Annotated in this window: 14 protein-coding genes; 10 read left to right on the forward strand and 4 right to left on the reverse strand. The window is 44.5% G+C overall.

From position 1 onward, the window contains the following. Positions 1–149: 149 nt before the first annotated feature. From guaB to AB4154_RS00615, 5 genes are all read left to right on the forward strand, one after another. The gene (gene guaB / locus AB4154_RS00595; protein WP_265970846.1) at positions 150–1613 is read left to right on the forward strand and encodes an IMP dehydrogenase; all 1464 of its coding nucleotides are present in this window, start codon (positions 150–152) and stop codon (positions 1611–1613) included. A 365-nt stretch (positions 1614–1978) separates the two neighbouring features. Further along, positions 1979–3532, forward strand: a complete 1554-nt coding sequence (gene guaA, locus AB4154_RS00600) for a glutamine-hydrolyzing GMP synthase (RefSeq protein ID WP_372121939.1) — start codon at positions 1979–1981, stop codon at positions 3530–3532. 324 nt (positions 3533–3856) lie between these two features. Continuing rightward, positions 3857–5554 carry a glycoside hydrolase family 19 protein gene (locus AB4154_RS00605; RefSeq protein WP_372121941.1) on the forward strand — a complete coding sequence of 566 codons (1698 nt, stop codon included), beginning with the start codon at positions 3857–3859 and terminating at the stop codon, positions 5552–5554. A gap of 274 nt (positions 5555–5828) precedes the next feature. After that, positions 5829–7379 carry a Na+/H+ antiporter NhaC family protein gene (locus tag AB4154_RS00610; RefSeq protein WP_372121943.1) on the forward strand — a complete coding sequence of 517 codons (1551 nt, stop codon included), beginning with the start codon at positions 5829–5831 and terminating at the stop codon, positions 7377–7379. 506 nt (positions 7380–7885) lie between these two features. Then, positions 7886–8479, forward strand: a complete 594-nt coding sequence (locus AB4154_RS00615; protein WP_010440610.1) for an acetate uptake transporter — start codon at positions 7886–7888, stop codon at positions 8477–8479. 145 nt (positions 8480–8624) lie between these two features. Here the strand turns inward: AB4154_RS00615 and AB4154_RS00620 are convergent, their stop codons facing one another. The 4 genes from AB4154_RS00620 to AB4154_RS00635 all read right to left on the reverse strand — a co-directional run bounded on the left by AB4154_RS00620 (position 8625) and on the right by AB4154_RS00635 (position 14050). After that, the gene (locus tag AB4154_RS00620; protein WP_172380621.1) at positions 8625–10172 is read right to left on the reverse strand and encodes a sodium:alanine symporter family protein; all 1548 of its coding nucleotides are present in this window, start codon (positions 10170–10172) and stop codon (positions 8625–8627) included. A 456-nt stretch (positions 10173–10628) separates the two neighbouring features. Then, the gene (locus AB4154_RS00625) at positions 10629–11999 is read right to left on the reverse strand and encodes an MBL fold metallo-hydrolase (protein WP_372121945.1); all 1371 of its coding nucleotides are present in this window, start codon (positions 11997–11999) and stop codon (positions 10629–10631) included. Between the two features lie 147 nt (positions 12000–12146). Continuing rightward, the gene (locus tag AB4154_RS00630) at positions 12147–12914 is read right to left on the reverse strand and encodes a 1-acylglycerol-3-phosphate O-acyltransferase (protein ID WP_372121946.1); all 768 of its coding nucleotides are present in this window, start codon (positions 12912–12914) and stop codon (positions 12147–12149) included. A 197-nt stretch (positions 12915–13111) separates the two neighbouring features. Continuing rightward, positions 13112–14050, reverse strand: coding sequence for a hypothetical protein (locus AB4154_RS00635; protein WP_372121948.1), 939 nt, complete (start codon positions 14048–14050; stop codon positions 13112–13114). Positions 14051–14320: 270 nt separating this feature from the next. Between AB4154_RS00635 and AB4154_RS00640 the strand changes: the two genes are divergently transcribed. The 5 genes from AB4154_RS00640 (at position 14321) to AB4154_RS00660 (ending at position 25896) form a co-directional block, all read left to right on the forward strand. Next, positions 14321–16033: a class I SAM-dependent methyltransferase gene (locus AB4154_RS00640; protein WP_372121950.1), complete on the forward strand. Its 1713-nt coding sequence runs from the start codon at positions 14321–14323 to the stop codon at positions 16031–16033. 58 nt (positions 16034–16091) lie between these two features. Continuing rightward, positions 16092–16820, forward strand: coding sequence for a DUF429 domain-containing protein (locus tag AB4154_RS00645; protein WP_017062812.1), 729 nt, complete (start codon positions 16092–16094; stop codon positions 16818–16820). Between the two features lie 81 nt (positions 16821–16901). After that, positions 16902–17744: a M15 family metallopeptidase gene (locus AB4154_RS00650; protein ID WP_372121952.1), complete on the forward strand. Its 843-nt coding sequence runs from the start codon at positions 16902–16904 to the stop codon at positions 17742–17744. 272 nt (positions 17745–18016) lie between these two features. Further along, a complete protein-coding gene (locus AB4154_RS00655) occupies positions 18017–19897 on the forward strand; it encodes an ATP-dependent zinc protease (RefSeq protein ID WP_372121954.1) in 1881 nt (626 codons plus the stop codon). A 470-nt stretch (positions 19898–20367) separates the two neighbouring features. After that, a complete protein-coding gene (locus AB4154_RS00660; protein ID WP_372121955.1) occupies positions 20368–25896 on the forward strand; it encodes a putative Ig domain-containing protein in 5529 nt (1842 codons plus the stop codon). The last annotated feature ends 371 nt before the right edge of the window (positions 25897–26267 follow it).

Consider the following 26267-nt stretch of genomic DNA (forward strand, 5'->3'; position numbering starts at 1 on the left):
AAATGCAAATTAAAAATACAAAAATGTGTAGCCAAGCGATTTCGCCGTGCGTATAATCCGTCTGCAATATCAAATCCAAATCACTTTATTATGCGAAACGATAAAGTTGGGTTTACTCCTTTTAACACCTTTGTTGTGAGATATTGCAAATGCTACGAATCGCAAAAGAAGCTTTAACTTTTGATGACGTTTTACTCGTCCCAGCACACTCAACCGTTCTTCCGAACACAGCTGATCTTCGCACTCAGTTAACGAAAAACATTTCTTTAAACATCCCAATGATCTCTGCATCGATGGATACTGTTACGGAAGCACGCCTAGCAATTGCCCTTGCGCAAGAAGGTGGTATTGGCTTTATTCATAAGAATATGTCAATCGAGCAGCAAGCTGAAATGGTTCGCCAGGTTAAAATTTACGAAGCTGGTGTGGTTTCTCACCCAGTAACTGTAAGCCCTGACGCGACAATCGCTGATGTTGTAGCCCTTACTCAAAAACACGGCTTCGCCGGTTTCCCTGTTGTTACTGAAACAAACGAACTTGTTGGTATTATTACTGGCCGTGACGTTCGCTTTGTGACTGACCTTTCTAAGAAAGTTGACGTAGTAATGACGCCTAAAGCTCGCCTTGCTTCTGTTAAAGAAGGTGCAACTCGTGAAGAAGTTCAAGAGAAAATGCACGAAGCGCGTGTTGAAAAAGTTCTTGTTGTAAATGATGACTTCCAACTAACTGGAATGATCACTGCAAAAGATTTCCACAAAGCAGAACGTAAACCAAACGCTTGTAAAGATGAGCGCGGCAGCCTACGTGTAGGTGCAGCTGTTGGTGCTGGTGCTGGTAACGAAGAGCGCGTAGCTGCTCTAGTTGAAGCTGGTGTAGACGTTCTACTTATCGACTCTTCACACGGTCACTCTGAAGGCGTACTTAACCGTATCCGCGACACACGTGCTGCATACCCTGATCTACAAATCATCGGTGGTAACGTAGCAACTGGCGCTGGCGCTCGTGCTCTTATCGAAGCGGGTGTTAGTGCGGTTAAAGTAGGTATCGGCCCGGGTTCAATCTGTACGACTCGCATCGTTACTGGTGTTGGTGTTCCTCAAGTAACAGCAATCGCAGATGCAGCTGAAGTAGCAAACGAATACGGTATTCCAGTAATCGCAGATGGCGGCATTCGCTTCTCTGGCGATATCTGTAAAGCTATCGTTGCTGGCGCATCTTGTGTGATGGTTGGTTCAATGTTCGCGGGTACTGAAGAAGCACCGGGTGAAGTTATCCTTTACAACGGTCGTTCTTACAAGTCTTACCGTGGTATGGGTTCTCTTGGCGCTATGTCTCAAGGTTCTTCTGACCGTTACTTCCAATCTGACAATGCTGCAGACAAGCTTGTTCCAGAAGGTATTGAAGGTCGTATCGCATACAAAGGTCGTCTAAAAGAGATCGTTCACCAACAGATGGGCGGCTTACGCTCAAGCATGGGCCTAACGGGTTCTGCAACTGTTGAAGACATGCGTACTAAAGCTGAGTTTGTTCGTATCTCTGGTGCGGGCATGAAAGAATCTCACGTACACGATGTTCAAATCACGAAAGAAGCACCTAACTACCGTTTAGGTTAATAATACGTCCGAACGTTTGAATAATGTGCTGATTTAGTCGGCACATTAATATACCAATCGTAGTAAATAACTGGTCATCCTAGCTTGTTAAAAACCTCGATAACTTCGTTAGAATTTTTGATTGTAGAATAACTACTTATCAGAAAATCCTGCCTCGTTCTCAGGCTTTTTTCCTACGCTATTCCTGAACACTTACTTACTGTGATTGGTATTATATCTACCGCCTGTTTTGTTAAAAGTCCGATTTTCTCAAAACACGTGGTTAAAGATATCTAACGAAAACGTTTGCTTTATTTCTTGAAGAGTTAATCAGAGGTGAGTAAACTCGCCTCCGTTTTATCACATAGCCAATAAGACTGCTTACAATGACTAAAAATATTCATGACCAACGTATTCTAATTCTGGACTTCGGTTCTCAATACACACAGCTAGTAGCTCGTCGTATTCGTGAGATCGGTGTTTACTGTGAACTTTGGAGCTGGGACGTAGAAGAAGCGGATATTCGTGAATTCAATCCAGACGGCATCATCCTATCTGGTGGCCCTGAAAGTGTAACGGAAGAGAATTCTCCACGTGCACCTCAGTACGTATTTGATTCAGGTGTTCCTGTCTTCGGTATCTGCTACGGCATGCAAACTATGGCTGAGCAACTTGGCGGTAAAGTAGCAACGTCTACTGAGCGCGAGTTCGGCTACGCAGCGGTACAAGTAACGGGCGAATCTGCACTTTTCGCTGACCTTGAGTCTACTCAAGATGTTTGGATGAGCCACGGCGACAAAGTAGTTGAGATTCCAGCTGATTTCACAAAGATCGCTGAAACAGACACTTGCCCATACGCTGCAATGGCAAACGAAGAGAAGAAGTACTTCGGTGTTCAATTCCACCCAGAAGTAACACACACTAAAAACGGCCTGAAAATGCTTGAGAACTTCGTTCTTAACGTATGTGGTTGTGAAGGTCTGTGGACTTCAGCTTCAATCATTGAAGATGCAGTTGCACGTATTAAAGAACAAGTAGGTGACGACGAAGTTATCCTTGGTCTTTCTGGTGGTGTTGATTCATCTGTAGTTGCGATGCTTGCTCACCGCGCTATCGGCGACAAACTAACATGTGTATTTGTTGATAACGGCCTTCTTCGTCTAAACGAAGGCGAGCAGGTTATGGACATGTTTGGTGACCAGTTCGGCCTAAACATCATCAAAGTCGATGCAGAAGATCGTTTCCTTAAAGCTCTGGAAGGCGAAGCTGAACCAGAAGCTAAGCGTAAAATCATCGGTCACGTATTCGTAGATATCTTCGATGAAGAGTCTAAGAAACTATCTAATGCTAAATGGCTTGCTCAGGGTACTATCTACCCAGACGTAATCGAGTCTGCAGCATCTAAGACAGGTAAAGCACACGTAATCAAATCTCACCACAACGTTGGTGGCCTTCCTGATGATATGGAAATGGGTCTTGTTGAACCTCTACGTGAGCTGTTTAAAGATGAAGTACGTAAGATCGGCCTTGAGCTTGGTCTTCCATACAACATGCTTTACCGCCACCCATTCCCGGGTCCTGGTCTAGGTGTTCGTGTTCTTGGCGAAATCAAGAAAGAGTACTGTGATCTACTGCGTCGCGCAGATGCTATTTTCATTGAAGAGCTTCACGCTGCTGACCTTTACCACAAAGTATCTCAAGCATTCACGGTATTCCTACCAGTACGTTCAGTTGGCGTAATGGGCGATGGCCGTAAGTACGATTGGGTTGTATCTCTACGTGCCGTAGAAACTATCGACTTCATGACTGCTCACTGGGCACACCTACCATACGACTTCCTAGGTAAGGTTTCTAACCGTATTATCAACGAAGTTAACGGCATTTCACGTGTTGTTTACGATATTTCTGGTAAGCCACCAGCAACTATCGAGTGGGAATAATCTCTTAGAGATTTAACCAGCTTTGATTAAGATCTTAAGCCTCGAACTCAGTTCGGGGCTTTTTTCTTTTCGATTGATTATATTGATTCATTACATTAAAGGCTTATGAGCAATACCTCGAAATCAAATGAACAATAACTAGAAACCAAATGAGTTGGAAACTAGATATCAGCTCAAGAAACCATGAGACGCTTTGTTGTGCTGAGCCATGTATCAAAAAGATCACTCGCACTTTTTATAAATTCACACAGCTACAGCTAGGCCATTCCATATGTGAAGCATACTCTTTGATGGACTTATTAAGGACAGATAAGAGAATCCATCATGTTAAAAATCAAATATTTGGCGACAGTACTGGGCTGCACATTAGCAGCGCAAAGTCATGCGTCTTTGAACATTCAACCTGATCCGCAAAACCCGAATGGTTACCTTGTTGAAAAGTCGGCTCTACAAGCTGCTGAACAAGCGAAAACATCCGATCCTATGTATGCGATCTGGTCACAGGCCCTTCAAACTCGCCCGAATACAATCGTTGAAGCGATTGAACCCGGTTCCCCCTCGAATCCTGAAAACATAAAGCGTGTAGAGCGCGTGTTCCCTCAATCTGAATGGGACTTCCTCACTCAGATGGCAGCGCCAGAATACACCTACACTCGCTTCTTACGTGCGATCGGTAAATTCCCAGCGTTCTGTGGAGAGTACACCGATGGCCGTGATTCTGATGCTATCTGTAAAAAATCCATCATCACGGCCTTTGCTCACTTTTCACAAGAGACGGGTGGGCATATCGCGATAGACAACACCTCTGATAATCCATTAGCTCTAGAAGAGTGGCAGCAAGCGCTGGTGCATGTTCGCGAAATGGGTTGGTCTGAAGGCCAAGAAGGTTACACCACAGGTTGTGGTCAGAACGATTGGCAGAATGCCCGTTGGCCATGTGCTGCGGGACAGGGCTACTTCGGACGTGGTGCTAAACAGCTTTCTTACCATTTTAATTATGGCGCGTTCTCTGAAGTGATGTTTGATGGTGACGCGACGGTGCTTCTCAACAATCCGGGCTTAGTGGCGGATTCTTGGTTGAACTTAGCTTCTGCTATTTGGTTTTTCCTTACCCCTCAAGCACCTAAACCAGCTATGCTGCATGTCATCGACCGCACTTGGACGCCATCTCAACGCGAATTGGATGCGGGTATTGGTTATGGCTTTGGTACCACAATCAACGTGATCAATGGTGGTATTGAATGTGGCGAGCAGAACAAAGACAAAGGCCAACCCGTTAACCGTATTCGTTATTGGGAAGGGTTAGCAGCGCACTATGAAATTCCGGTAGAAGCGGATGAAGCCAATACTTGTTGGCAGCAAACGCCTTACGGAAGCTTAAACCTCAACGGAGCAACGGATGTGTTGTACACCAACTGGGATGGTAACTGGAAATACTACGCAGACCGCCCAGAAGGTTACTCGTTTGAGTGTGAGCTTGTTGGTTTCCAAACGGCTTATTCCGCACTGGTGGCTGGTGATTACGAGAAGTGTGTGACCAACTTCTATGGTTCTCATGCGAGTTGGCCTGAAGTGAAAGTTGTCGATAAGCTGGATCCGGTAGATCCTGGTACTGATCCGGGTGGTAATGGTTGGAGTGCAACCAAGGTTTACAACGCGGGTGACCAAGTGACGCATAACGGCGCAACCTATGAAGCGAAATGGTGGACACAAGGGGATGACCCTGCCAATGGTGGCCCTTGGAAACTAGTAGCGGGCGAGCCAACACCACCGGTAGTGACAGATCCATCGCCTGTTGATCCTGCTCCGGTAGACCCAACACCAGTTGAACCGCCAGTTACCGAGTCACCTGTCGTTGTTGACCCATCGGTATTTACTGCGTGGCAAGCGGGTGTCAGCCAAGTGAGTAATGGCGACAAGGTGACACATAACGGTAAATGCTTCGTGGCTAAAAACGGCCCGGGCGTATGGGAAAGCCCAGTTCAATCGAATTGGTTCTGGGATGAAATCAGCTGTAATTGATAGTCTGAATACTGAAGAGGTGGCCTAAGTTACGAGCTCAGTAGTACGACCATAGCGATATAAATAATCAAAAGCCGAAAGTTTCTACTTTCGGCTTTTTTCCGTTTCGAACTTGGCTATTTAAGCAGGGTGATTGGTCTATTTGGCTATGTTGAAGCGCATTTAAAGACTAATTATCCAGTTAGAGGATAAAGTTCTGTACAAATGATGCTTGTGAATTTATATTCAAATTTAATTTATATTTATTCTCTTATTTTAGGGTTAAGGTGTACCTATGGAACAGACAGATATCACGTCACTCATCCCCATTGTGATTACTTTGGTGTTGTCATTGGCGACAAGGAATGTGGTGATAGGCCTTTTTGCTGGTGTGCTGAGTGGTGTTGCAATGCTGACTGGCATGTTTAGCGAACTTAACCCGCTTGATACGTTTGGTACCATGGTGAAAGGTTACCTAGTCCCTCAACTTACCGACAGCTATAACGCTGGTGTGATCATGCTGTTGGTATTCATCGGTGGCTTTGTCGCATTGATGGAAAAGTCCGGTGGTGGCGTCGCGTTTGCAAAGCGAGTGACTCAGTGGGTAAGCAATAAATGCCAAGCTCAATTGTCAGCATGGTTGGGTGGAATCGTTATATTTTTCTCAGACTTAGGCACCCCTTTAATTGTTGGCCCTGTTTTTCGTCCCCTTTTCGATAAACTGAAACTTTCTAGACAGAAGCTAGCATTCATCATTGATTCAACCTCGTCGCCCGTTGCTATTCTTATCCCTTTCATAGGATGGGGTGTTTACATCATGAGCCTTATTCAGAAAGAGTTCACGGCGTTGAATGTCAACATGTCCGATTGGGATGCCTTCATCGGTGCGATTCCTTTTCAGTTCTACGCATTTCTTGCGATTTTCATCGTTCCGCTTGTGTCCGTTAAAGGTTTAGACTTTGGGCCAATGGCAAAAGCCGAGCGTGATTGCCAGGCGGGAATTAACTCTGGCGTGAATAACGAATCACTAAATCCGTTCTCGCATAAAAATGCAAAGGCATCTTTTGTCTGGGCACCATTGTTAGTGATGCTGGTGGTGTTGTGTGCCATGCTGGTACCACAAGGTTTCCCATTCCAAAAGGTCGCAGGTTCATCGTTCAGAGCTGCTTTATCATCGGCTTACTTCTTTGCGGCGATTACCTTAATCTCGCTAATGGCTTACTACGGTGTAAGAAAGCTTTCAGATGGTGTTTCTGTGTACTTAAAAGGTATGGGAAACATGATGCCAGTCGCGATCATCTTGGTACTGGCTTGGGCATTAAGTACCGTTGGTAAAGAGTTGGGTGCAGCGGCTTATATTGCTGAGCAAGCGCAGAGCGGTTTCCCTTACTGGTTAGTTCCTGCTGTAGCCTTTTTACTGTCGGCTATTATCTCATTCGCAACGGGCTCATCGTGGGGAACCTTCGCGATAATGATGCCATTGGTTATTCCAACTGCGATTGCGATAGATGCTCCACTACTCGTCGCAATTGGTGCTGTGTTGTCTGGTGGCTTGTTTGGTGATCACTGCTCACCGATCTCTGAAACCACGATTCTTTCTTCAACTGGGGCAGGGTGTGATCAGTTTGAACACTTTAAGACGCAGCTACCTTATGCGTTGATGAACGGCTCTATCGCTTTGGTTAGTTTTGTAGTGGCAGGCTTTACGGGAAGTGCATTGGTTGTGTTAGGCGCTCTTGTTGCTCAGTTGATTGTCGTGACGTTGTTAGCCAAGCGCGATGCGAGTAAAAACGCTTCTTCAGACGTTCAATCTCAAGTGTCTGAGTCTAAAGCTCAACAAGCATAATTTAAGATAACGGGTGAGTGAGTAGATACGGGATGCGAGTAAACGAGTAACGAAAAGCTCGCTCTCTTGTTCTTCATTTCACTTACTCGCATCTAAGCAAACTTCCGTCATTCCCTACAGTGAGGAACGAACGTGATAGGGAATCTCTTTAGTGCGCCAAACGTGCTTATATCGAAGAGGAGATTCCAGATATCTCGTCCCTCGATTCTGGAATGACGCTTCAATCGAGACCTGCTCCTCTTGTCCCGCTTACTCGAATCTAAAGACTCTTTTCGTATCTCGCATCTCGTTACTCGCATCTTTTTCATAGCGCGACAGGGAATTTGTTCATTTATAGGTTCTATGAATTAATTAGCGTTGTTATGAAACTAATTTTCCATAAGATCATTTACACAATCTTAGTTTTCGATAACTGGATTACCTAGTTGTACGGTTTATAGATTAAAATTTTCTGATAATTTTTATCGCTTTTTTTTAATCAACCACTTTAATAAGGTAAATTCGCAATGTCGACCAAACTAGCTAACCCAGCGCCACTAGGCTTAATGGGTTTCGGTATGACCACTATTCTTCTTAATATCCACAACGCAGGTTTCTTTCCAATCGATTCAATGATTCTTGCTATGGGTATTTTTTACGGTGGTTTGAGCCAAGTTATCGTGGGCACGATGTGTTTCAAACGTGGTGACACGTTCGGTACAACTGCGTTTACTTCTTACGGCCTATTCTGGTTGTCTTTGGTTGGTTTAATCGTGATGCCTTACATGGGTCTACCTGCAAGCCCTGCAGCATTCATGGGTTGGTACCTACTACTATGGGGCATCTTCACAGGCTTCATGTTCATCGGTTCTCTATGCTACCCAGTGGCGAAGCAAGTAGTATTCGGTTCACTAACTATCTTGTTCTTCCTACTTGCAGCTCGTGATTTCACTGGCAGCGAACTAATCGGCACTATCGCTGGTTTTGAAGGTATCTTCTGTGGCGCTTCAGCTATTTACTTTGCAATGGCACAAGTAATCAACAACGAATACGGCCGTACAGTACTGCCTATCGGTGAGAAAAAAGCGCCTCAAATGGCAACACAAGAAATCGCTGCTTAATACTCTAACTCGGGAACAGTTAGTTTGTTATAAGCCATTTATTGGTTATGAATAAAACAAAAGGGGTTAGCCGAAATGGCTAACCCCTTTTTTATGCGTTATTAATAGCGCTATTTTTTAAAGCGATCTATTTACTAAGGCAATCTTACGATGAAGGTTGTTCTACAGGTTTAGTGTCTGCAGCTTCTGCTTCAGGAGACTTGCCTGTTTTACGCTTGTACTTCTCTTCCCAGTAAGTTGCACCTTTAATGCCTAGTTTTACAGGGTTGAACGTGTACTCAGTCACACCTTGTTTCTGCTGTTCTTCGTAGTCAGCTAGAGCTTTAAGCGCAGGCTTAGACATGAAGAAGATGATCAGAATACCAACGATGTTTAACCATGCCATCAAGCCAACACCAACATCACCCATTGCCCATGCAAGGTTCGCTGTTTTAACTGTGCCATAGAAAACTGCAGTGATAAGAACAAGCTTAAGTACGAACATCATGCCAGGGATCTTGATGGTACGACGTAGGTAAGCAATATTCGTTTCTGCGATGTAGTAGTAAGCAAGAATCGTTGTAAATGCGAAGAAGAACAGAGCAAATGCGATGAATGGCTTACCAATGCCTGGTAGGGCACTTTCAATAGCAAGCTGTGTAAATACAGGACCATTCGCACCAATGTTTGCTGCTAGGTTCTGAACAAGGAACACACCCTCAGCGCCGCCGTGAACGTTGTAAGCACCAGTGATGATGATCATGAACGCTGTAGCAGAACATACTAGAAGAGTATCGATGTAGATAGAGAACGCTTGTACTAAACCTTGCTGAGCTGGGTGATCAACACTTGCCGCCGCTGCCGCGTGAGGACCAGTACCTTGACCCGCTTCGTTTGAGTAAACACCACGCTTAACACCCCAACCAATTGCAGCACCGAAGCCTGCCATAGGTGTGAATGCATCACCAACAATCATTGCGAAAACAGTTGGCACTTGGCTGATGTTTAGCAGGATGATAACGAACGCGATGATGATGTAAGCCAATGCCATGAAAGGAACAACGATTTGTGTGAAGTTCGCAATACGTTTAACACCACCAAAGATGATGAAAGCAAGGATGATAGCAACAACAGTACCGGTGAAAATTTTAGCGAAACTGAATGTACCGACAGCTGTTTCAATCATGTCACCTGAGCCAAATGCAGCTTCTACAGCATTACCAATACTGTTTGACTGAACACCTGGAAGCAAAATACCACATGCAAAAATAGTCGCGATAGCGAAGATCCATGCGTACCACTTCTGACCCATTGCTTTTTCAATGTAGTAAGCCGGACCACCACGGAACTGGCCTTCGTCTTCTTCTTTGTAGATTTGCGCTAGCGTAGATTCTGCATAAGCAGTCGCGGCGCCAAAGAAGGCTACAACCCACATCCAGAATACGGCACCTGGGCCACCGAAACCGATAGCGGCAGCAACACCAGCAATGTTACCTGTACCGACACGGCCAGATAGCGAAACGGCTAGAGCTTGGAAAGACGAGATGCCTTTTGATGAGCTTTTACCCGATAGTAGCAAGCGCCACATTTCAAAGAAGTGACGGATTTGAACAAATCGAGTCATGATGGAGTAGAACAAACCTGCACCTAAACATAGGTAGATAAGTACTGGGCTCCAGATTATTCCATTCAAAAAATCAACGAATGACTGCATGAGTATTTTCCCTGTTAGTTTTGCTTATGATTGTTTTTCGAACAACACAATACTTCACTTGTAACCCAAGTGTTAAATTATTTAACTGTGTATTAGGATTACTGTGACATAAAGCAAGTTATAGAGGGTGTTTGTTAATGCTTAGTGCTAATTCGATAATCGTTCTATTTAATTACCTATGCAACTGGTTGTGTTTTTCTGGTGTTTTGCAAAGTGAATAAATAGTGATTAATACAGAAAGGGGATCTTGAGGTGCGCATAAGAAACGAAATTGCGCAAAACAGCGGTTAAAGCCGATTAGCATAAACGGCTGACATATGGATGGTGGGATAAGTAGGTTGGAATATATCACCTGCATCAGGTGAGCTAGCAGGTCTATGAGACTATGGCTTTTGAAGGTTTGATAATTGAGGCCTTAATATCTACCTAGTAAAAGTTGTTAATTTGATGCCTGTTTCAAACAACTACGAACCCTCGCGCCTGTAATTCTTTAGCGAACTCAGACTGAGTATTTGGCTCGCCGTGAATCAAATGTACCTCTTTGGGTGGCACGGTTATTTCTTCTATAAATCGATTGAGATCATCTTTATCAGCATGAGCAGAGTAGCCAGACATACTATGGATCTGAGCCTTCACCTCAACGTGTTGGTTATCGATGGAAACCTGTTTTTCTCCTTGTTGTAGCTCTCGCCCGAGCGTTCCGTGAGCTTGATAGCCTGCTAAAATCACATCGGTTCGTTTATCGGGAAGTAAGGCGGATAAGTAGTTCATTATCCTGCCGCCCTGACACATTCCAGAAGCTGCGACCACAATTGCGGGTTCACCTGTCGACTTAAGGCGATTGACGATTTTCTTGTGCATTCTATGCCCATCAACAGTAATGCATTGTTCAAAAGCGAGTGGGTGACGTTTCAGTTCAAGGCGGTGCTTTGCTTCTTGTCCCCAGAGCTCTTTAAAGCGTCGGTATGAACGCGTCACTTTCTGAGCCATAGGTGAGTCGAGAATAATAGGAATATCGCTGCTGAGTTGATGCTCAAAGATCAGATTTTCGATATCAAACAGCAGTTCTTGTGTTCTGCCGATGCTAAAAGCCGGAATTAAAATAACGCCACCATCAAGCAGCGAACGATCAATGATCGCCTTCAAGCGCTCCGATCTCGTTGCAATATCGTCATGTTTACTGGTGCCGTAAGTTGATTCGATAAATAGGTAATCGGCTTGTTGTGGTGGCAGAGGATCGGGCAGCAGTGGTGTGTTAGTTGGGCCTAAGTCGCCAGAGAAGACTACGACCTCTTGGCTTGGTAACTTAATCTCGATATAGGCAGAACCTAAGATGTGCCCCGCAGGTTGAAAGCGAGCATACAGAGTATTTGGCCTATCATGATCCTTTCCGTTGTTTTGCTGTTTAGACGTGATTGGAAACCATTCCCCGTAAGGCTTGGGAGCAATTAACGAATGAATCTTTTTAAGGATGAGTTTGGATTGTTTATGACTGAGCCCTTGCAGCTTTAAGCCATCCTCAATCATTAAAGGGGCGAGTTCAGCGGTGGCTTGCGTGCAATAAATCGGTTGGTTAAACCCACTGGCGAGTAACCAAGGTAATCGGCCAATATGATCAATGTGAGTATGGGTCAGCAGCAAAGCATTGAGGTGGGACGTTTCAAATTCAATATCAAGAGGGCGGGTGTCCGCACCTTGAAGCTTTTTACCTTGAAGATCTAAACCTTGAAAAAGGCCACAATCGATGAGCACCGCTTGGCCTGAATCTCTTAGCTCGTGACAAGATCCTGTGACAGTATGTTTGCCACCATGGTGAATCACTTCCATCGTTTGCTCCCATTGCTCTATAAAGCCGTTAACGCCTGTTTTTATTTTGCGGATAAGCGCCAGCAAGTAAAACAAGAACAATGAGAGTTGCGATCGTTGAGTGTCTTTTTAAGTAACTGAGCGATGACTCAGTGGTTTCGTTGCGAGTTAGTTCGTAGAAGAACGGTCTGAATCCAACTCTGGTTTTTGCTGTGCCTCTAAACGAGCCACTTCGGCATCAAGCTCTGCTATTTTCTCTGTCATGAGTGCGTGACAGCGATTAGCCAGTTCTCTAGCGTCGCTGATCTTGTAGCCAGTCACATCGATAGGTTCAAGCATCTCGGTGATCACAACGCCATTATTAACTCGGTTGAGGTCAATCTTATTGTGTGTGGTGCTGGTACACATCGGGGTGATAGGCACGCCAGCTTCAATCGCCATTCGGAAAGCGCCCGTTTTGAATGGCAGTAGTCCACGCCCTTTACTGCGCGTTCCTTCAGGGTAAACCCAAACAGACAGATCTCGCTGATGAATGGCTTCTGCCACTTGCTTGATCGTATCGCGTGCTTTGGATTTATCTTCGCGGTTAATCATGATGTTACCGGTGATCCAATACAGCAGACCAAAGAAAGGCACATACAACAAATCGCGCTTGCCCAATGAAACGGTGCGTGGTCTTAGCATTCCTGGATCGGTCACAAAGTCCAATATGCTTTGGTGGTTAGAGATGTAGACGCTGTTTTCTGGTGTTGGGGCATTGTCTAGGCCGCGCTGCACCAGTTTTACACCGATGATCTTTTGGAGTTGGTTGAACCAACGACAGAAAACGTACACATGCTTGGGGTTCTTGGGGCTAAACAAGCAGTAAACAAAAGCACATAGAGTGGTGAAAATAATAAACACCGTAGCCAAAATAATACGAAGAACAGCAAGCACAATTCACTCCTTACTCACCGCAAGATGGCAGTGATTAAATAGTTTTAGATGCTTGAAGTCTTCACTCTATTTAACCGAATTGCAACAATTAACTGTGATAGGGGGCTATTTTTAGATCTTTATATAAAACAAGGACTAACAATGGATGTTTGACACAGTTATCGAGCTTACACGTGTTCACCAGTAATGGCTCATGATCACCAATACTGTTTATTTGGATCCGATTTTTCTACCCATTCCGGATCTTGACGCGATTCTAAGTAGAGTTGTAGGCCGTTATAAGACATGAAAGCTGCAGGGCCGCCGAGGTGCTCGAAATAGTCAAAATACTCATCTTCGAGAGCACAAAGGTGGGCTAAATCTTTAACCTTGTTAGCCAGGGCCCACTGAATAGCAAACACAGGCGCTATTGAGCCTGAAATATTCACCTCTTCGACGTTTGGGTTAAACATTGAATTAGCTTGCTCAAGCTGTATCTCTTCTTGTTCAGACTCCTGTTGCAGCACCTCTTCGACGATCTCCGAGCGCTTGGTATTAGAGACATTCTTGTTCAGCTTGGTGATTCGCAGTGCGTAGCTAAACCTTTCTGATGAAACGATGTCGACAAGCTGCGACAACAGCTCTTTGTCTACGCCTGCTGCCTTGGTGAAATAGTCGATACATGAATTGATTGAGGCATAACGAGTACCGTCAAACTCAAAGCCACTGGTTTCGTCGTATACCTCAAGTGGGATGTCATCAACCGACAAAGGCCAGCCTTTATAATCGACGCGTTGTTTGGCGATTTGATACATCTTCCAAGCGCTGCGCCCAAACCCACCGAGCGTCGAACCCGAGAAATCAGAATCAATAAGCTCTTGCTCCGTCCAGTTCTCACCGATGCCAAGGTGCTTAGCGTACTTGTCTATCAGAGTGTGTTTTATCTGATCGCGCACTGACCAAATTGAGGTTAGATTCTTTGAATAGTTAATTCTCGCACACTCATTACAAGCCGGCAGTGCTATCGGTGAATGGCCTATCTTGGCAACAGCCTGCGCTGTCTTAGGGAATTCAACAAGGTTACTGGAAGGTTCACCACAAAACCAACAGGTGTGGCGCAGGTTGAACGGGGTGTCTATGTGTGAGTATGTGTTCATTAGTCTTTATCGGCTAGGTGCTTGAGGCGAGTTAATCATCTTCAAACAATTATCTCTGTTCGCACGTCAGCTTGCACCTTGTTTGTTTTTGTTTTTCTGACGAGATCAATTCGAGGTGTGACTCGCCTGATGAACTCATTAGGTGGATATTGATATAAAACAGTCACTAACGATAAATGCTGATTGGTGTGGCTGAACTTACATGAGCTGCTAGCAATCGCCTAAGCTCCCCATTACTATTGAGATAGACTCCTTACTCCAATAGCGCATATGTCCTCATCGATTCCTTTTTACGATAAAAATGCTCACACACTTTGCCAGCAGTACAACTCAGTGACCTTCGAGACGGTGCATAAAAGCTGGCAAGCTTATTGGCCTTTAGTGGGCGATAAAGTACTCGATGTCGGTGCTGGATGCGGTCGTGATGCGCTATGGATGCACAAGGCCGGATCTGATGTTATTGCGATAGAACCAAGTGCTTCATTACGCGAACAAGGCTCGAAATATACAGGCCCAAGTGTTACCTGGATTGATGATTCACTTCCCTCGCTTAGCCGCACTGAAAACCTCGGAATGCGTTTTGACTTGATATTGGTCAGTGCGGTTTGGATGCATCTCGCTCCGTCTCATCGAGAGCGCGCATTTAGAAAGTTGTCTAACTTGCTAGCTCCAAATGGCAAGTTGGTGATCACTCTGCGTCATGGGGAGTTTCAAGACAGTCGACAAGGCTATGAAGTCTCGGTTGAAGAGCTCGAGCGTTTATCAAAAAACAGCGCCTTGTTGGTTCGTCATGTTGATGATAGCCAAGATACATTGAACCGCAGTGAGGTGTGGTGGCAAACCGTGGTGATGACACTACCAGACGATGGCTCCGGTGACTTGAACAAGGTGCGCCACATTATTGTGAATGACAACAAGTCGGCCACATACAAGTTGGCTTTGTTGAGAACTCTACTGAGAATTGCTGATGCGCATTCAGGCGCTGTGATTGATCGAACTGATGGGAAAATTTCTCTACCAGTGGGCTTGGTTGCTCTGTATTGGGTTAGGCAGTTTAAGCGACTGATTGATATCGACATAGAAGGCGCTGGGATTCAGCAAAATAGCAACACAACGAAGGGACTTGGGTTTGTAAAAGAGGATGGTTGGAATAAACTCAAACACTTAAGTGCTGATGATCTAGCGATAGGCGCTATGTTTCTCGGCGATGAAGCCAAGGCTCTACAAAAGCTATTTTCACAAACGATCAGTACCATTAAATCAGGACCTGTGACTTTCATTTATCAAGGCTCGAAAGACAACCGACTATTCGATATATACCCACCTCACAAACGACGGAAGAGCCGAGAATCACTGGTCATTGATAGTGAGTTCTTAGAAAGTTTTGGTTATTTTACTCTCGATGAAAGCCTGTGGGAGTGCTTTAGAATCTACCACTCGTGGATTGAACCGCTGGTGGTGAATCAATGGGTCATGGAGATGCAGCGTTTCGAGTTGAACCGACAACGAAGTATCTCATTGCAGACGTATCATGACTGCTTGGTATGGATCGATCAAAACCACGATACTCGCGATGTGCGCAAACGTATCGAGCAACTTAGAACTGATCGTGCCGACATTGTCAGCGTGTGGAGTGGAAAATCATTAAAAAATGAGTATCACGTTGATCACTGTTTGCCTTTCGCTTACTGGCCAAACAACGATAAGTGGAACCTCTTTCCTACTACAAGCAAAGAGAACTTAAGTAAAAGTGATAAAGTTCCTACGGCTGAAAAGCTGCGCTCGTCTAAGTCGAGGATTCTAGAGTGGTGGCAACTCGCTTGGAACGATTCGGCTCATTTTGAACAACAATTCTTTTCAGAAGCCGCGCTTTCGTTACCTAACATCCCTGCGCAGTGTCGAGACTTTGAAGAGGTGTTCGATGCAATGGGCTTGCAGGTACGTGGTGTAAAAAGCAGACTGCTGATTAGTGAGTGGCACTGATCATTAAGTGGGCTAGTTATCCCAAATAACCCTCAACAAACTAATCATCGAGAACATAATGAAATACATCGGAATTGATGGCTGCAAGTCGGGTTGGATCGCTTGGATTGTCTCTGACAATGAGATACCTGCGTTTAAAGTGGTAAACACCCTCGATGAGCTAGCGAGTGATCTTATCGGTTCAACGGCGCTTATCGATATGCCTATTGGTTTTAGTGATGCACAAACTCCAGATCGCTTGTGTGACAAAGCAGCAAGGCGTTTTCTAACCAGCAAACGTGGTTCTTCGGTGTTTCCGGTTCCGTGTCGTGAGGCGGTTTACCAAACCGATTACATTGCGGCGTGCAGTGCCAATGTGGAGCAGCTTGATAAGAAGTTTTCTAAACAGACTTGGGGAATTGTGCCCAAGATTCGCGAGCTTGATGAGCTCATTGAAACTCATCCCAATCTTTCTATCAGGGAATCACATCCTGAAGTGGTGTTTGCAGCATTGAAAGACGAACCGCTGACGTTTTCAAAACGAACGCAAGAAGGCAAAGAGGAACGGCTTTCTATTATTCAGCAGCTATCCCCTCAATGGTGTGACCGCTTGTCGTTGGCCATTTCAAATACCAAACGTAAAGACGCCGCGATAGACGATATTTACGATGCGTTCGTACTTATGTTAGTTGCCTATTACGCTCCGCAATTATCGACCTTACCTGAACTTTCTGATGTTGGTGGAGAAGCTGACAAGGATCAGAACGGACGAGTTAGAGAGATTGTTTACTGGAACAAAACACGCTAACAAAGCGTGCGCTCAACTTGGCTTAATATGCTATTTTCCAACTTCTGCTACTTTTCACTCTTACTATTTTGAGTTTTTGATATGAAACGTTTTATTGTCGGCTGTCTGGCCACTGTGCTCAGTGCAGTGAGTTATGCCCAAGTCGCTCCTATATCTCAATGGCAATGCGACATGATGAAAAAGAACAATGTCTTGAGTAGTGGTGCGCCCGTTGGTTGTGAGCGACTATCCAAAGTGGATTTCGATTTCATTAGTTTCAAAGGGGAAACGCAACAGGGCAATATGATCGTGCTTGATGTTATTGCGCCTGCTGTTGAACAAATCTTTTCAGAGCTCAAACAGCGCAATTTTCCTCTTCATTCCGCTCGCCTAATGCGTGAATTCAGAGGTGATGATAGCGCCTCAATGGATGCGAACAACAGCAGCGCCTTTAACGCTCGTCCTATTACAGGCGGAGGAGGTTGGTCGAAACATGCCTATGGTGTGGCAATCGACATCAACCCAGTTCAAAACCCTTTCTTAGAGTTTGATAGCAACGGAAGAATCACGGTAAAGCCTTCACAATCTGCGACTCGTTATGTGAACCGTACTCGTTTTCGTGCTCGTGATGAAATTGAACGCCGCGGCATGGCTGAAGATGTGGTGGAGCTGTTTGCCCATCACGGATTTATGATCTGGGGAGGGGATTGGAATAGCCCAATCGATACTCAGCATTTTGAGGTTGGATCAAGAAAGTTCGTTAACCAACTGCTCTCTAAACCACAACCTGAAGCCGAGGTGTTATTTGAGCGCTACGTCAAATCTTATCGACAGTGCTATCTCAAAAATAAAGGTGAGGACGCAGAAAAAGCTCGAGCTATCTGTGCAAAGAAAACAGTCGGGACTTTTAAGTGCTATGTTTATCTAGAACCGTTTGTGTTTTAGCAAGTTAAACTCGCTTCAGGTGTGTTTTGAATAGCTAAGGTCAGCGCTCGTCGTTGGCCTTTTTTGTATTCATTTCTTCAATAGAACACCGAGCATTGAAAAGGTTATTGGGTATCCATTAGTCAATAATCGATAAGCGAATGCAGCGCAAAGTCATCGGTTTGTCATTTAAAAACTCATAGCGTTAACGTTATGTGAGAACCATTGCTGGTGGGGGAACTCTTCGCGCAAACGCCAGTATTATTAGTGAACTGATCACAACGGACCAACTAATGAAAAAGATACCTTTGGCTCTAACTCTTTTAAGCACTCTACTTTTTTCACAATACACTTTGGCTACTGACACTTCACCTACCACTCAAAATCCCACTTACGAACTCGATGGTAAGTCGGTATTAGGTCGCACTGAGAACGTGTACCTATCTAGCGTTCAAGGGCTAAAAGACGTTCCTTTCATTGGTAAAATTGATACTGGTGCGGAAACCACTTCTATGCATGCTGAAGACATTCATGTGAAGAGCTCTAATCCCGATTACCAAAATCTCAAAGACCAAGAGTTGATGGTGGCGTTAACCGAAGACCTGTTGAACAATTCCGATGTTGATTACGATGATTGGGATGGCAGTACCTTTGCGAAATATGAGGCTGTGGTGTCTTTTAAGGTTCAAAACCCGCGGACGGGAGACATGGTATTAATCGAAGCGCCTTTAGAGCGTGTCAGCATGATACGCAGCCGCACCAGCAGCACGCCTTTGCTTCGCCCTACCGTAAAAATGTCGCTTACCATTGCAGACCAAGAGCTAAAAACAGACGTTAACCTGACTGACAGAAGCCACTTCTCTGCACCAGTATTGATCGGCAAAACCTTCCTTGCAGATAACGCACTGGTGTTTGCGGGCTATGACTACTTACAAGAGCAAGAGAACGCAACGGTGGTGGGCCGTAAAGAGGTGGTATCTATCTCGGGAATGGCGATGAATGCGACCTTCTCTTTAAAGAACCTCTACAGCATTTTGCATGCAAAAGACATCGACATAGACAAAAAGAACAAAGAAGTGACGTTTGATATGTTCGACAACGACGGTAAGCAAAAAGAGATGACGTTGCCGTTGGTTCGTATGTTAAGCGTGAGCGGTAAGAAGAGACCTTTAGTCTATGTACCTGTTCAACTCGATGAAAACACAACTAAAGACGTTCTGGTGTACCTACGTGAGCGCTCGAGTAGTGAATCGCAGTTGAGATTTGGAACCAACACAGCCAGCGAACTCTTCATGATTGATACCAGTGCTGAGAATATTTTATCCGAAGGTTCAGAGAACTTTAGTGATGTGGCTGAGTCTGGTGAGCCTATGATTATCTCTCCGGAAGAGGACATCACCTTAGATGATTTCCCGCTTAAGGCTGTGGCTTCTTTCACTGTCAATACGCCTTTGTTGAAGGTCGACAGTTTTGAAATGACAGGTAAAGGCAAAGATGCTTCCGTTGAATTTTATCTTACGGATGTAAATGGTGAGAAGCAGAAGGTGACCAAGCCAATTATTAAGAAGCTTAAAGTCGGGGATGATACTCGCCCTGTTGTAAGTGGTGAGTTTGCGGTGTCTGGAAAAGTGCGTACGCAAGAGTTCGCCATCGACGTGCTCAATACAAATGAGAAAGAAGCGTACTTTATTTTAGGCAAGAAGATGGCAAAAGAGGGCGTTTACGTTAATACGCGTTCTGATTACCTTCTGAAAGCCGAACCACTGTTTAAAGTTGGGCATATTGAAGTAGTAGAAGTGAACGGCATGAAGTTCCCGGCCAAGCTCGACACTGGTGCGGATGTAAGCTCAATGAACGCAGTCAACATCAAACGATTTAAGAAAGATGGCCAAGACATGGTGAGCTTTACCTATCAAAACAACCAAGGCGATAAGCAAGATTTCACCAAGCCAGTGATTGATGTAATGCGCATTAAAGCCAAGAAAGGCGAGAAGGTGAACATTCGCCCTGTGGTAGAAATGAAGGTTAAGCTCGGAGACCTAGAGAAAGAGGTGAGGGTAAACCTTCAAGACCGTTCTCGCTTCGAATACAGCATGATCCTAGGTAAGAACTTCTTGAAGCACGGAGCAGTAGTGAGCAGCGATGAAGATTACTTGTTAGGTGATATGGAGTAACCCCTAAACTTATCTAAGTTCGTAGCAGAACAGATCTAAACAGCCACACATTTCATTAATGGGATGTGTGGCTTTTTGTTGAGTTTACTTTTTATGTGCAGGTATGAATGAGACCTTAAAACCACGCCTTAAAAGACTCGCCCCCATAATGTGATGATACACATGCCCCATAGCTAGCGAGGTATTATTTAGACGTTGACGGACTGTATGGAGTTATTTGTCTCGATGAATCCAAAAGATCAGAGAACTACGATTGACTGTTTTGTAACTAGGCTACGAGAGGTGCGAACGTAGCTGTTCAGCTCGTAGGTTCTTGATTCAGTCTGATTGATATATGCAACATGTATACTATTATGATTGATAGCTAGTGAAATATATGTAGAAGCTATTGATTGTCCTTCGCTATTTTTTTGGGGGAAACAATAACTTTCTCTTTAATGAAGCGGAACGGAAATAGTAGAAGGAAAAGTATGTTTAAAAATTTGATATTGATATCAGCGTTGCTTGCGTCTACAACTGCGTCGGCTTCTCACTTTCGGGGAGGGAGTATTAAGTGGCAGTTGGCAGACTTAGATGGGGGAGGGGTAGACAACGATGTTACGTTAACCATCACAACCGCGTGGGCATTAAATCGTGCTAACACAATTAGTGTCTCAAGTGGGTCTAGTGGATTGAATGCGGATAACGGTATGGTTCTAGTGCCTGTTGATGGTTCGGAGGTGAGGCAAAACTTTTCTACTGACTCAGATACTGCGAACCAATATACGCTGCAGACCTCTAAGTTTACAGCGAGCAACATCGATTTAGGCGAGCAATACAATGTGTACTATAAGAGTTGTTGTCGTATTTCAAATTTGCAAAATAATAGCGATGATTATTGGAAAATACAGACCATTATAGATCCAAGGAATGGAAACCAGGCTCCCACGATACAGTTGCCGATTATTTTAGAAGTGCCTAAGTTGCAGGCTGATGGTGTCACCAGTCTCGTTGATTGGACGTATCAGCTCAATGTGTTGGACCCTGATGGTGACCGTGTGTCGTATCGTATGGCCAATTTGGATGAGTTGGGTGGAGAGGGTGTTAACCCTGTTGGAATATCCATTGATACTGCGACGGGGCTTATTACATGGACAGGATCTGGCTCTCTTAGTGAAGGGTTGTATTCAGGTGGTTTTGTCGTGGAGGATTTTGATGCTGACAATGCCATTAAATCTAAAACGCATGTCGACTTAATTTTCTATCTGCAGGATAAGAGTACTACAGAGGAGTTTTATCTCTCTGACAACATCCCTTCCGAAACAAAGACTATTACTCTAGAAGACAACACTCCCTTTACGTTTACTGTTGATGGGGCGGGTATCACTACTGAGAATATTGGTAATGTGTTTAACGCTAGCAATGAACCTGCACTAACGGATAACGAAGAGAATCAATTTACGTTTGATCCGGATGGGTTAGAACCTGGGGTTTATCCTATCAATCTCTCTGTGAAAGAGAGTGAGAAAATTCGCAATTACTTAACAATTAATTTCATCATCCCAAATCCAGATGCTCCGAGCATAACGTACTTTCCGGGTGATGGTGCTACGTCACTCAATGGTGATGAGGTAATGATTGATGTGGGTTCGGACGCAGTGATAGTGTCTGATGATTCTAGTTTTGATGGCTATACATTATCAGTTAGTACGCCATCGGTGACTAATCACTCTAATCAAATTACTCTTCGTTCGGTAGGAACTGGGTCCAATGAAATTCTCATTGATGGCTCGAGTGTATTGTTTGAAAGTGTGACGATTGGGGCGCTAGTGGCCAGTGATTCGAACCTTGCTATTTCTTTTGGCGCTAATGCAACGTTAGCGGCGATGGAGGCAACATTAAGAAGTGTGGTGTTTACTTCGGATAAGGGGGGAGCTGATGCCGATAATTCAACACGGATAATGACTACTAAGATAGAGGATACTAATGGGAATGCCAATAATTACACCACATCGGTAACGATTTCGGGGAGTGTAAACCACCCTCCTGTCGCGAATGGCGTGTTAAGCCCAGTTGGGAATGTACGTGGTAGTGATATTGTCTATCACTTGCCAATAAATTATTTTACTGATCTTGACAATGATGTGCTGACACTCGATATTCAGAGTCTATTAGCCGGTTTATCGATAAGCTATGACCATAATGCAGGCACGGCAACGATTAGCGGTAAGACCACATTAACTACTGCTTTATCAAACTATGGTGTGACAGTTACCGCCAGAGATGGAAATGGTGGCGTCGCTAACGCTAACTTCATTATTAACGTAAACCCTAACCTCTCCCCAGTTTTCAATAATGAATTTAGTGCCCACAGCAGAACAGAAGATATCGAAATTGAAGCGATAGATACTGCTCTGGCCTACAGTGATCCGGAAGGAGGAATGGTTATTGTTGGAAGTGTTTTGGGATTACCTGCGGGTTTGAGTTTTGATAGTGATAGTGGATTGATTACGGGTACTGCCATAACTCCTGGTGTGTACTCGGCTGCGATTTCAGCTACTGATGATGGCGGTCGACAGTCTAGCAATACTTTTAATATTGAAATACTGAATTCAAACGATGCACCAGTCGCTAATCAAGTGTTGGTTAATCAAGTTTTTGATATTACCGATGTTGGAGACGATCTGAACTATACGTTGGCTGACGCGAGTTTCGTTGATGAGGATATTACTCAAGGTCAGAGTGATACCATTACTTATTCAGCCACTCTTTCAAATGGCGATCCCCTCCCTTTATTTATCAGCTTTAGCACTGAGCAGAAACGATTTGTGACTGCACCAACATGGTATGATATTGGTACTTACACTATAACCGTTACCGCGAGGGATATTGCACTAGAAAGTGCTACGAGTGATTTCACTATTGAGGTCACCGGAACCAATACAATGCCAATGAAGCACCACTGGACGACATTGGAGGTGAATGAAGGGGGAGGTATTACTTTTGTTCATGACGATGTGCATTTTATGGATGTTGAGCAGAATTATGATGATCTGGTCTATGTCATTACTCGCCTACCTGAGTATGGTGCTCTGTTCAAGTCAAACACTGAACTCGCGGTGAATGATACCTTCACACAGGCTGATATAGAAACAGAGTCGGACATACGCTATGTGCATGACGGAAGTGAAACCACAGAGGATACGTTCCATTTTTATGTGAGTGACGGCTACGGTTTGCAAACTCAAGAGTACACGGACTATGAAATTGTTATCACTCCAGTCAATGATGCTCCAATCGTTGACCAAGGTTATTCCGATGCTGAGGCCCCAACAGGTAGTCAAACGACTCAAGAATTGTTGTCGGATATCTTCTCTGATATCGATAATGATAGTTTGAGCTATTCGTTAGTGGGTGCACCTAGTTGGTTAACGCTTTCTGGAACGACCCTTACAATGAATCCTACTACGGAGCATATCGGCGAATACACTATTACCCTTCGAGCAAGCGATGATGAACCTTTGTCCGTAGACACAACGTTTGATTTGGCGGTGTTATTGGATACTGATTTAGACCAAATGCCTGATGTTCACGACTCTGATGATGATGGCGATGGTATGCCGGATAACTGGGAACGAGAGAAAGGGTTTGATCCGTTAAACGGTGAAGATGGTGAAGGTGATGCCGATAACGATGGCCGCTCAAATCGAGATGAATTTGCAAAAGGTAATAACCCACATGATGATGATGTTAATCCAGTCATTGAACTACCATCAAACCTAAACATCTATGCAACGTCGCTCTTCACTAAAGTGGATGCTGAACGCCTCACTGGTGGGGATTGGCCGACCGCATCAGACTATGGCAGTGGTGACTGTTGTGAGGTCTTCCTTGAAGAATACAATAGTGGAAACACTTACTTAAGATCGGGTAGGCATCTGATTCAATGGAAAGCAGTTGACTATGCGGGTAACGTTCAGATTCAAGAGCAGCAAGTAGACATCCATCCCATGATTTCTTTGAGTAAAGATGTCAGTGTACGCGATGGCAGTAAAGGTCACTTTAAAGTTGTACTAAGTGGACTCGCACCGGAATACCCGCTGTTCGTGGATTTAGGTATTAGTGGTGATGCGGAGCATGGTTTGGATTCTCATACGATTGTCTTTGAAGAAGCTGATGATTATAAAGGCAAGACAGACCACCACGACATGGTTGAGGAGGTTGTTGATTACACTATCTTCTTAACCGATAGTAATGCGGTTTCAGAGTCCCTTTATGTTGAGTTGTTGAATGTGGCGCATACGTCACTAAAAGCAACACATGAAACGCTGGTGGTCAGTGAAATCACGTTGCCTAAGTTCCGTTTGCGTATCACCCAAGATGACACAGTCAAATCAACGTTGGTCGCCAATGGCGGTGATGTTAGTTTTGAGCTTTATGATTCAGTGAATGGTCAACTGCTAAATGCGGAGGAGTTCTCTATTGCGTGGCAGTATGAGTCCAATCAAGAAGAATTTATCGACTTGCTAACCTTACAGGCTTCTGACTTGAAGTTGGGAGTAAATACTGTCTCTGTCATGCTGGTTAATCGATCTAATAAGGCATTTCAGATCAAGCGTTCATACAGCTTTAACGTAGTGGCTCAAGGGCGTACATTTATTGAGGGTGTTGATACTGATGGAGACGGCATCTATGACATTGATGAGGGGATGAGCGATGAAAACAACAACGGTATTCCAGATTACCTAGATGTTGTTTTTGTACCCCATATTTTACCTCACAAAGCTATGGATATGAACAAGTTCATCATTGAATCAGACCCTGGTGTACATCTGTCGCTTGGTGATAGTTCAATTAGTAATGAGCACTCGGGAGCATTAGTCGATAGCGACCATTTGCAAGGCTTGTCGATACTTCCAGATGAAGAGGTCAATAACGTCGGTGGGATGTTTGACTTCAACGTGAACGAGTTGACGCTTGGTCAGGTGGTCAACGTTGTAATACCTCAGCGTGAGCCTGTTCCCGTAGAGGCGGTATATCGTAAATACAGTACTACAACAGGTTGGGCTGATTTTGTTGAGAATGACACAGACTATATCAGTTCAGCACCCGGTGAAGAGGGATACTGTCCACCGCCAAGTAGTGGAGAATACACTCGAGGCATGAGTATTGGTGATTGGTGTATTCAGTTAACGATGAAAGAGGGGGGCGCTAATGACAGCGATGGTATCGAGAACGGTGTTCTTAAAGATCCCGGCGGTGTTGGTGTAAGAGGGTATCAATCTATGACGAGTACCAATTCATCGTCGGGCGGAAATATGTCGGTATTTGCGCTGATGGTTTTAGCCTTGTTGTTATTGCTACGTAATCTTCGTACCGCTATAGCGGGGGGAGCAATAGTGTTGACTGCTATGAGTCTGTCATTCAGTGCTCAAGCAAACGGGTTCTACCTTAATGGAAGTTTTGGTTTGGGCTATGGCAATACGAGTGATGGTGAATTGCAGTCCAAAATAAGTGAAGTTTCATCAACCGCAATGCTTACCTCTCAAGACCAAGATGATTTCTATTTTGCTTTGGGTGGAGGATATAGGTTTAACTCTTACATTGCTCTTGAAGCAGCGTATGTTGATTTAGGCAGTCGAGAGTTTACGGCTACTGATTCTGTGCCTGATCTAGAAGTAGATGAATTTGCGGAGTCTATGTCTAAGTTGCAGTTGAGGAGCGCTCAGGGGGGCACTGTTGGCTTCGCGTTATCTTACCCGATAGCAGACTATTTCTCTGTGTACGTGAAAGGCGGGGCATTCTTTTGGTACGGTGAGTATAATTCACATTCGACCAATACGGATACCTTAGAGACAATGCCCATGAGTGATAGTGACAATGGCATTGATGGGTACTATGGCGCTGGTCTTATGACAATGCCCTGGCACGGTATCTCCATAGGGGCTGAATGGGTTCGCTATGACATAGACAGTTATCAAACTGATACTGCTGCCGTTAATCTTCGATATTATTTTTAACCTCAATACAGTAAATCTTTTATTCGTCACCTATTTAATGTTGCTTTATAAGTAGGTGGTGAATCCGTTTCAGCAGTTTCGATGCTTACATAGACTGCTGATCAAGCTACGAATTCATCCTCATTGATAGCGGAAGACGATGGGGCTGCATCAGATAACAAGTGAACTGATATTGAAGATTTGGGAGAAGGTTTTACCCTCACGCACCAACCCTGTGGTGGCATTTTATTAGTGGGATATCTGCCTTTAACTGTTTCATATTTTATTTTTGTTTTGTTAAGTGAAACCTAAATTCCAGCAAAACAAAAAGGGCCAACTCTTTCGAGTTGGCCCTTTCCAAACGTTTGGTGGGCTGGCGTAAGTTGAATTGC

Origin of the sequence: Vibrio sp. 10N.286.51.B11 (assembly GCF_041469245.1) — a bacterium.
Classification (GTDB): Bacteria; Pseudomonadota; Gammaproteobacteria; order Enterobacterales; family Vibrionaceae; genus Vibrio; species Vibrio crassostreae_C.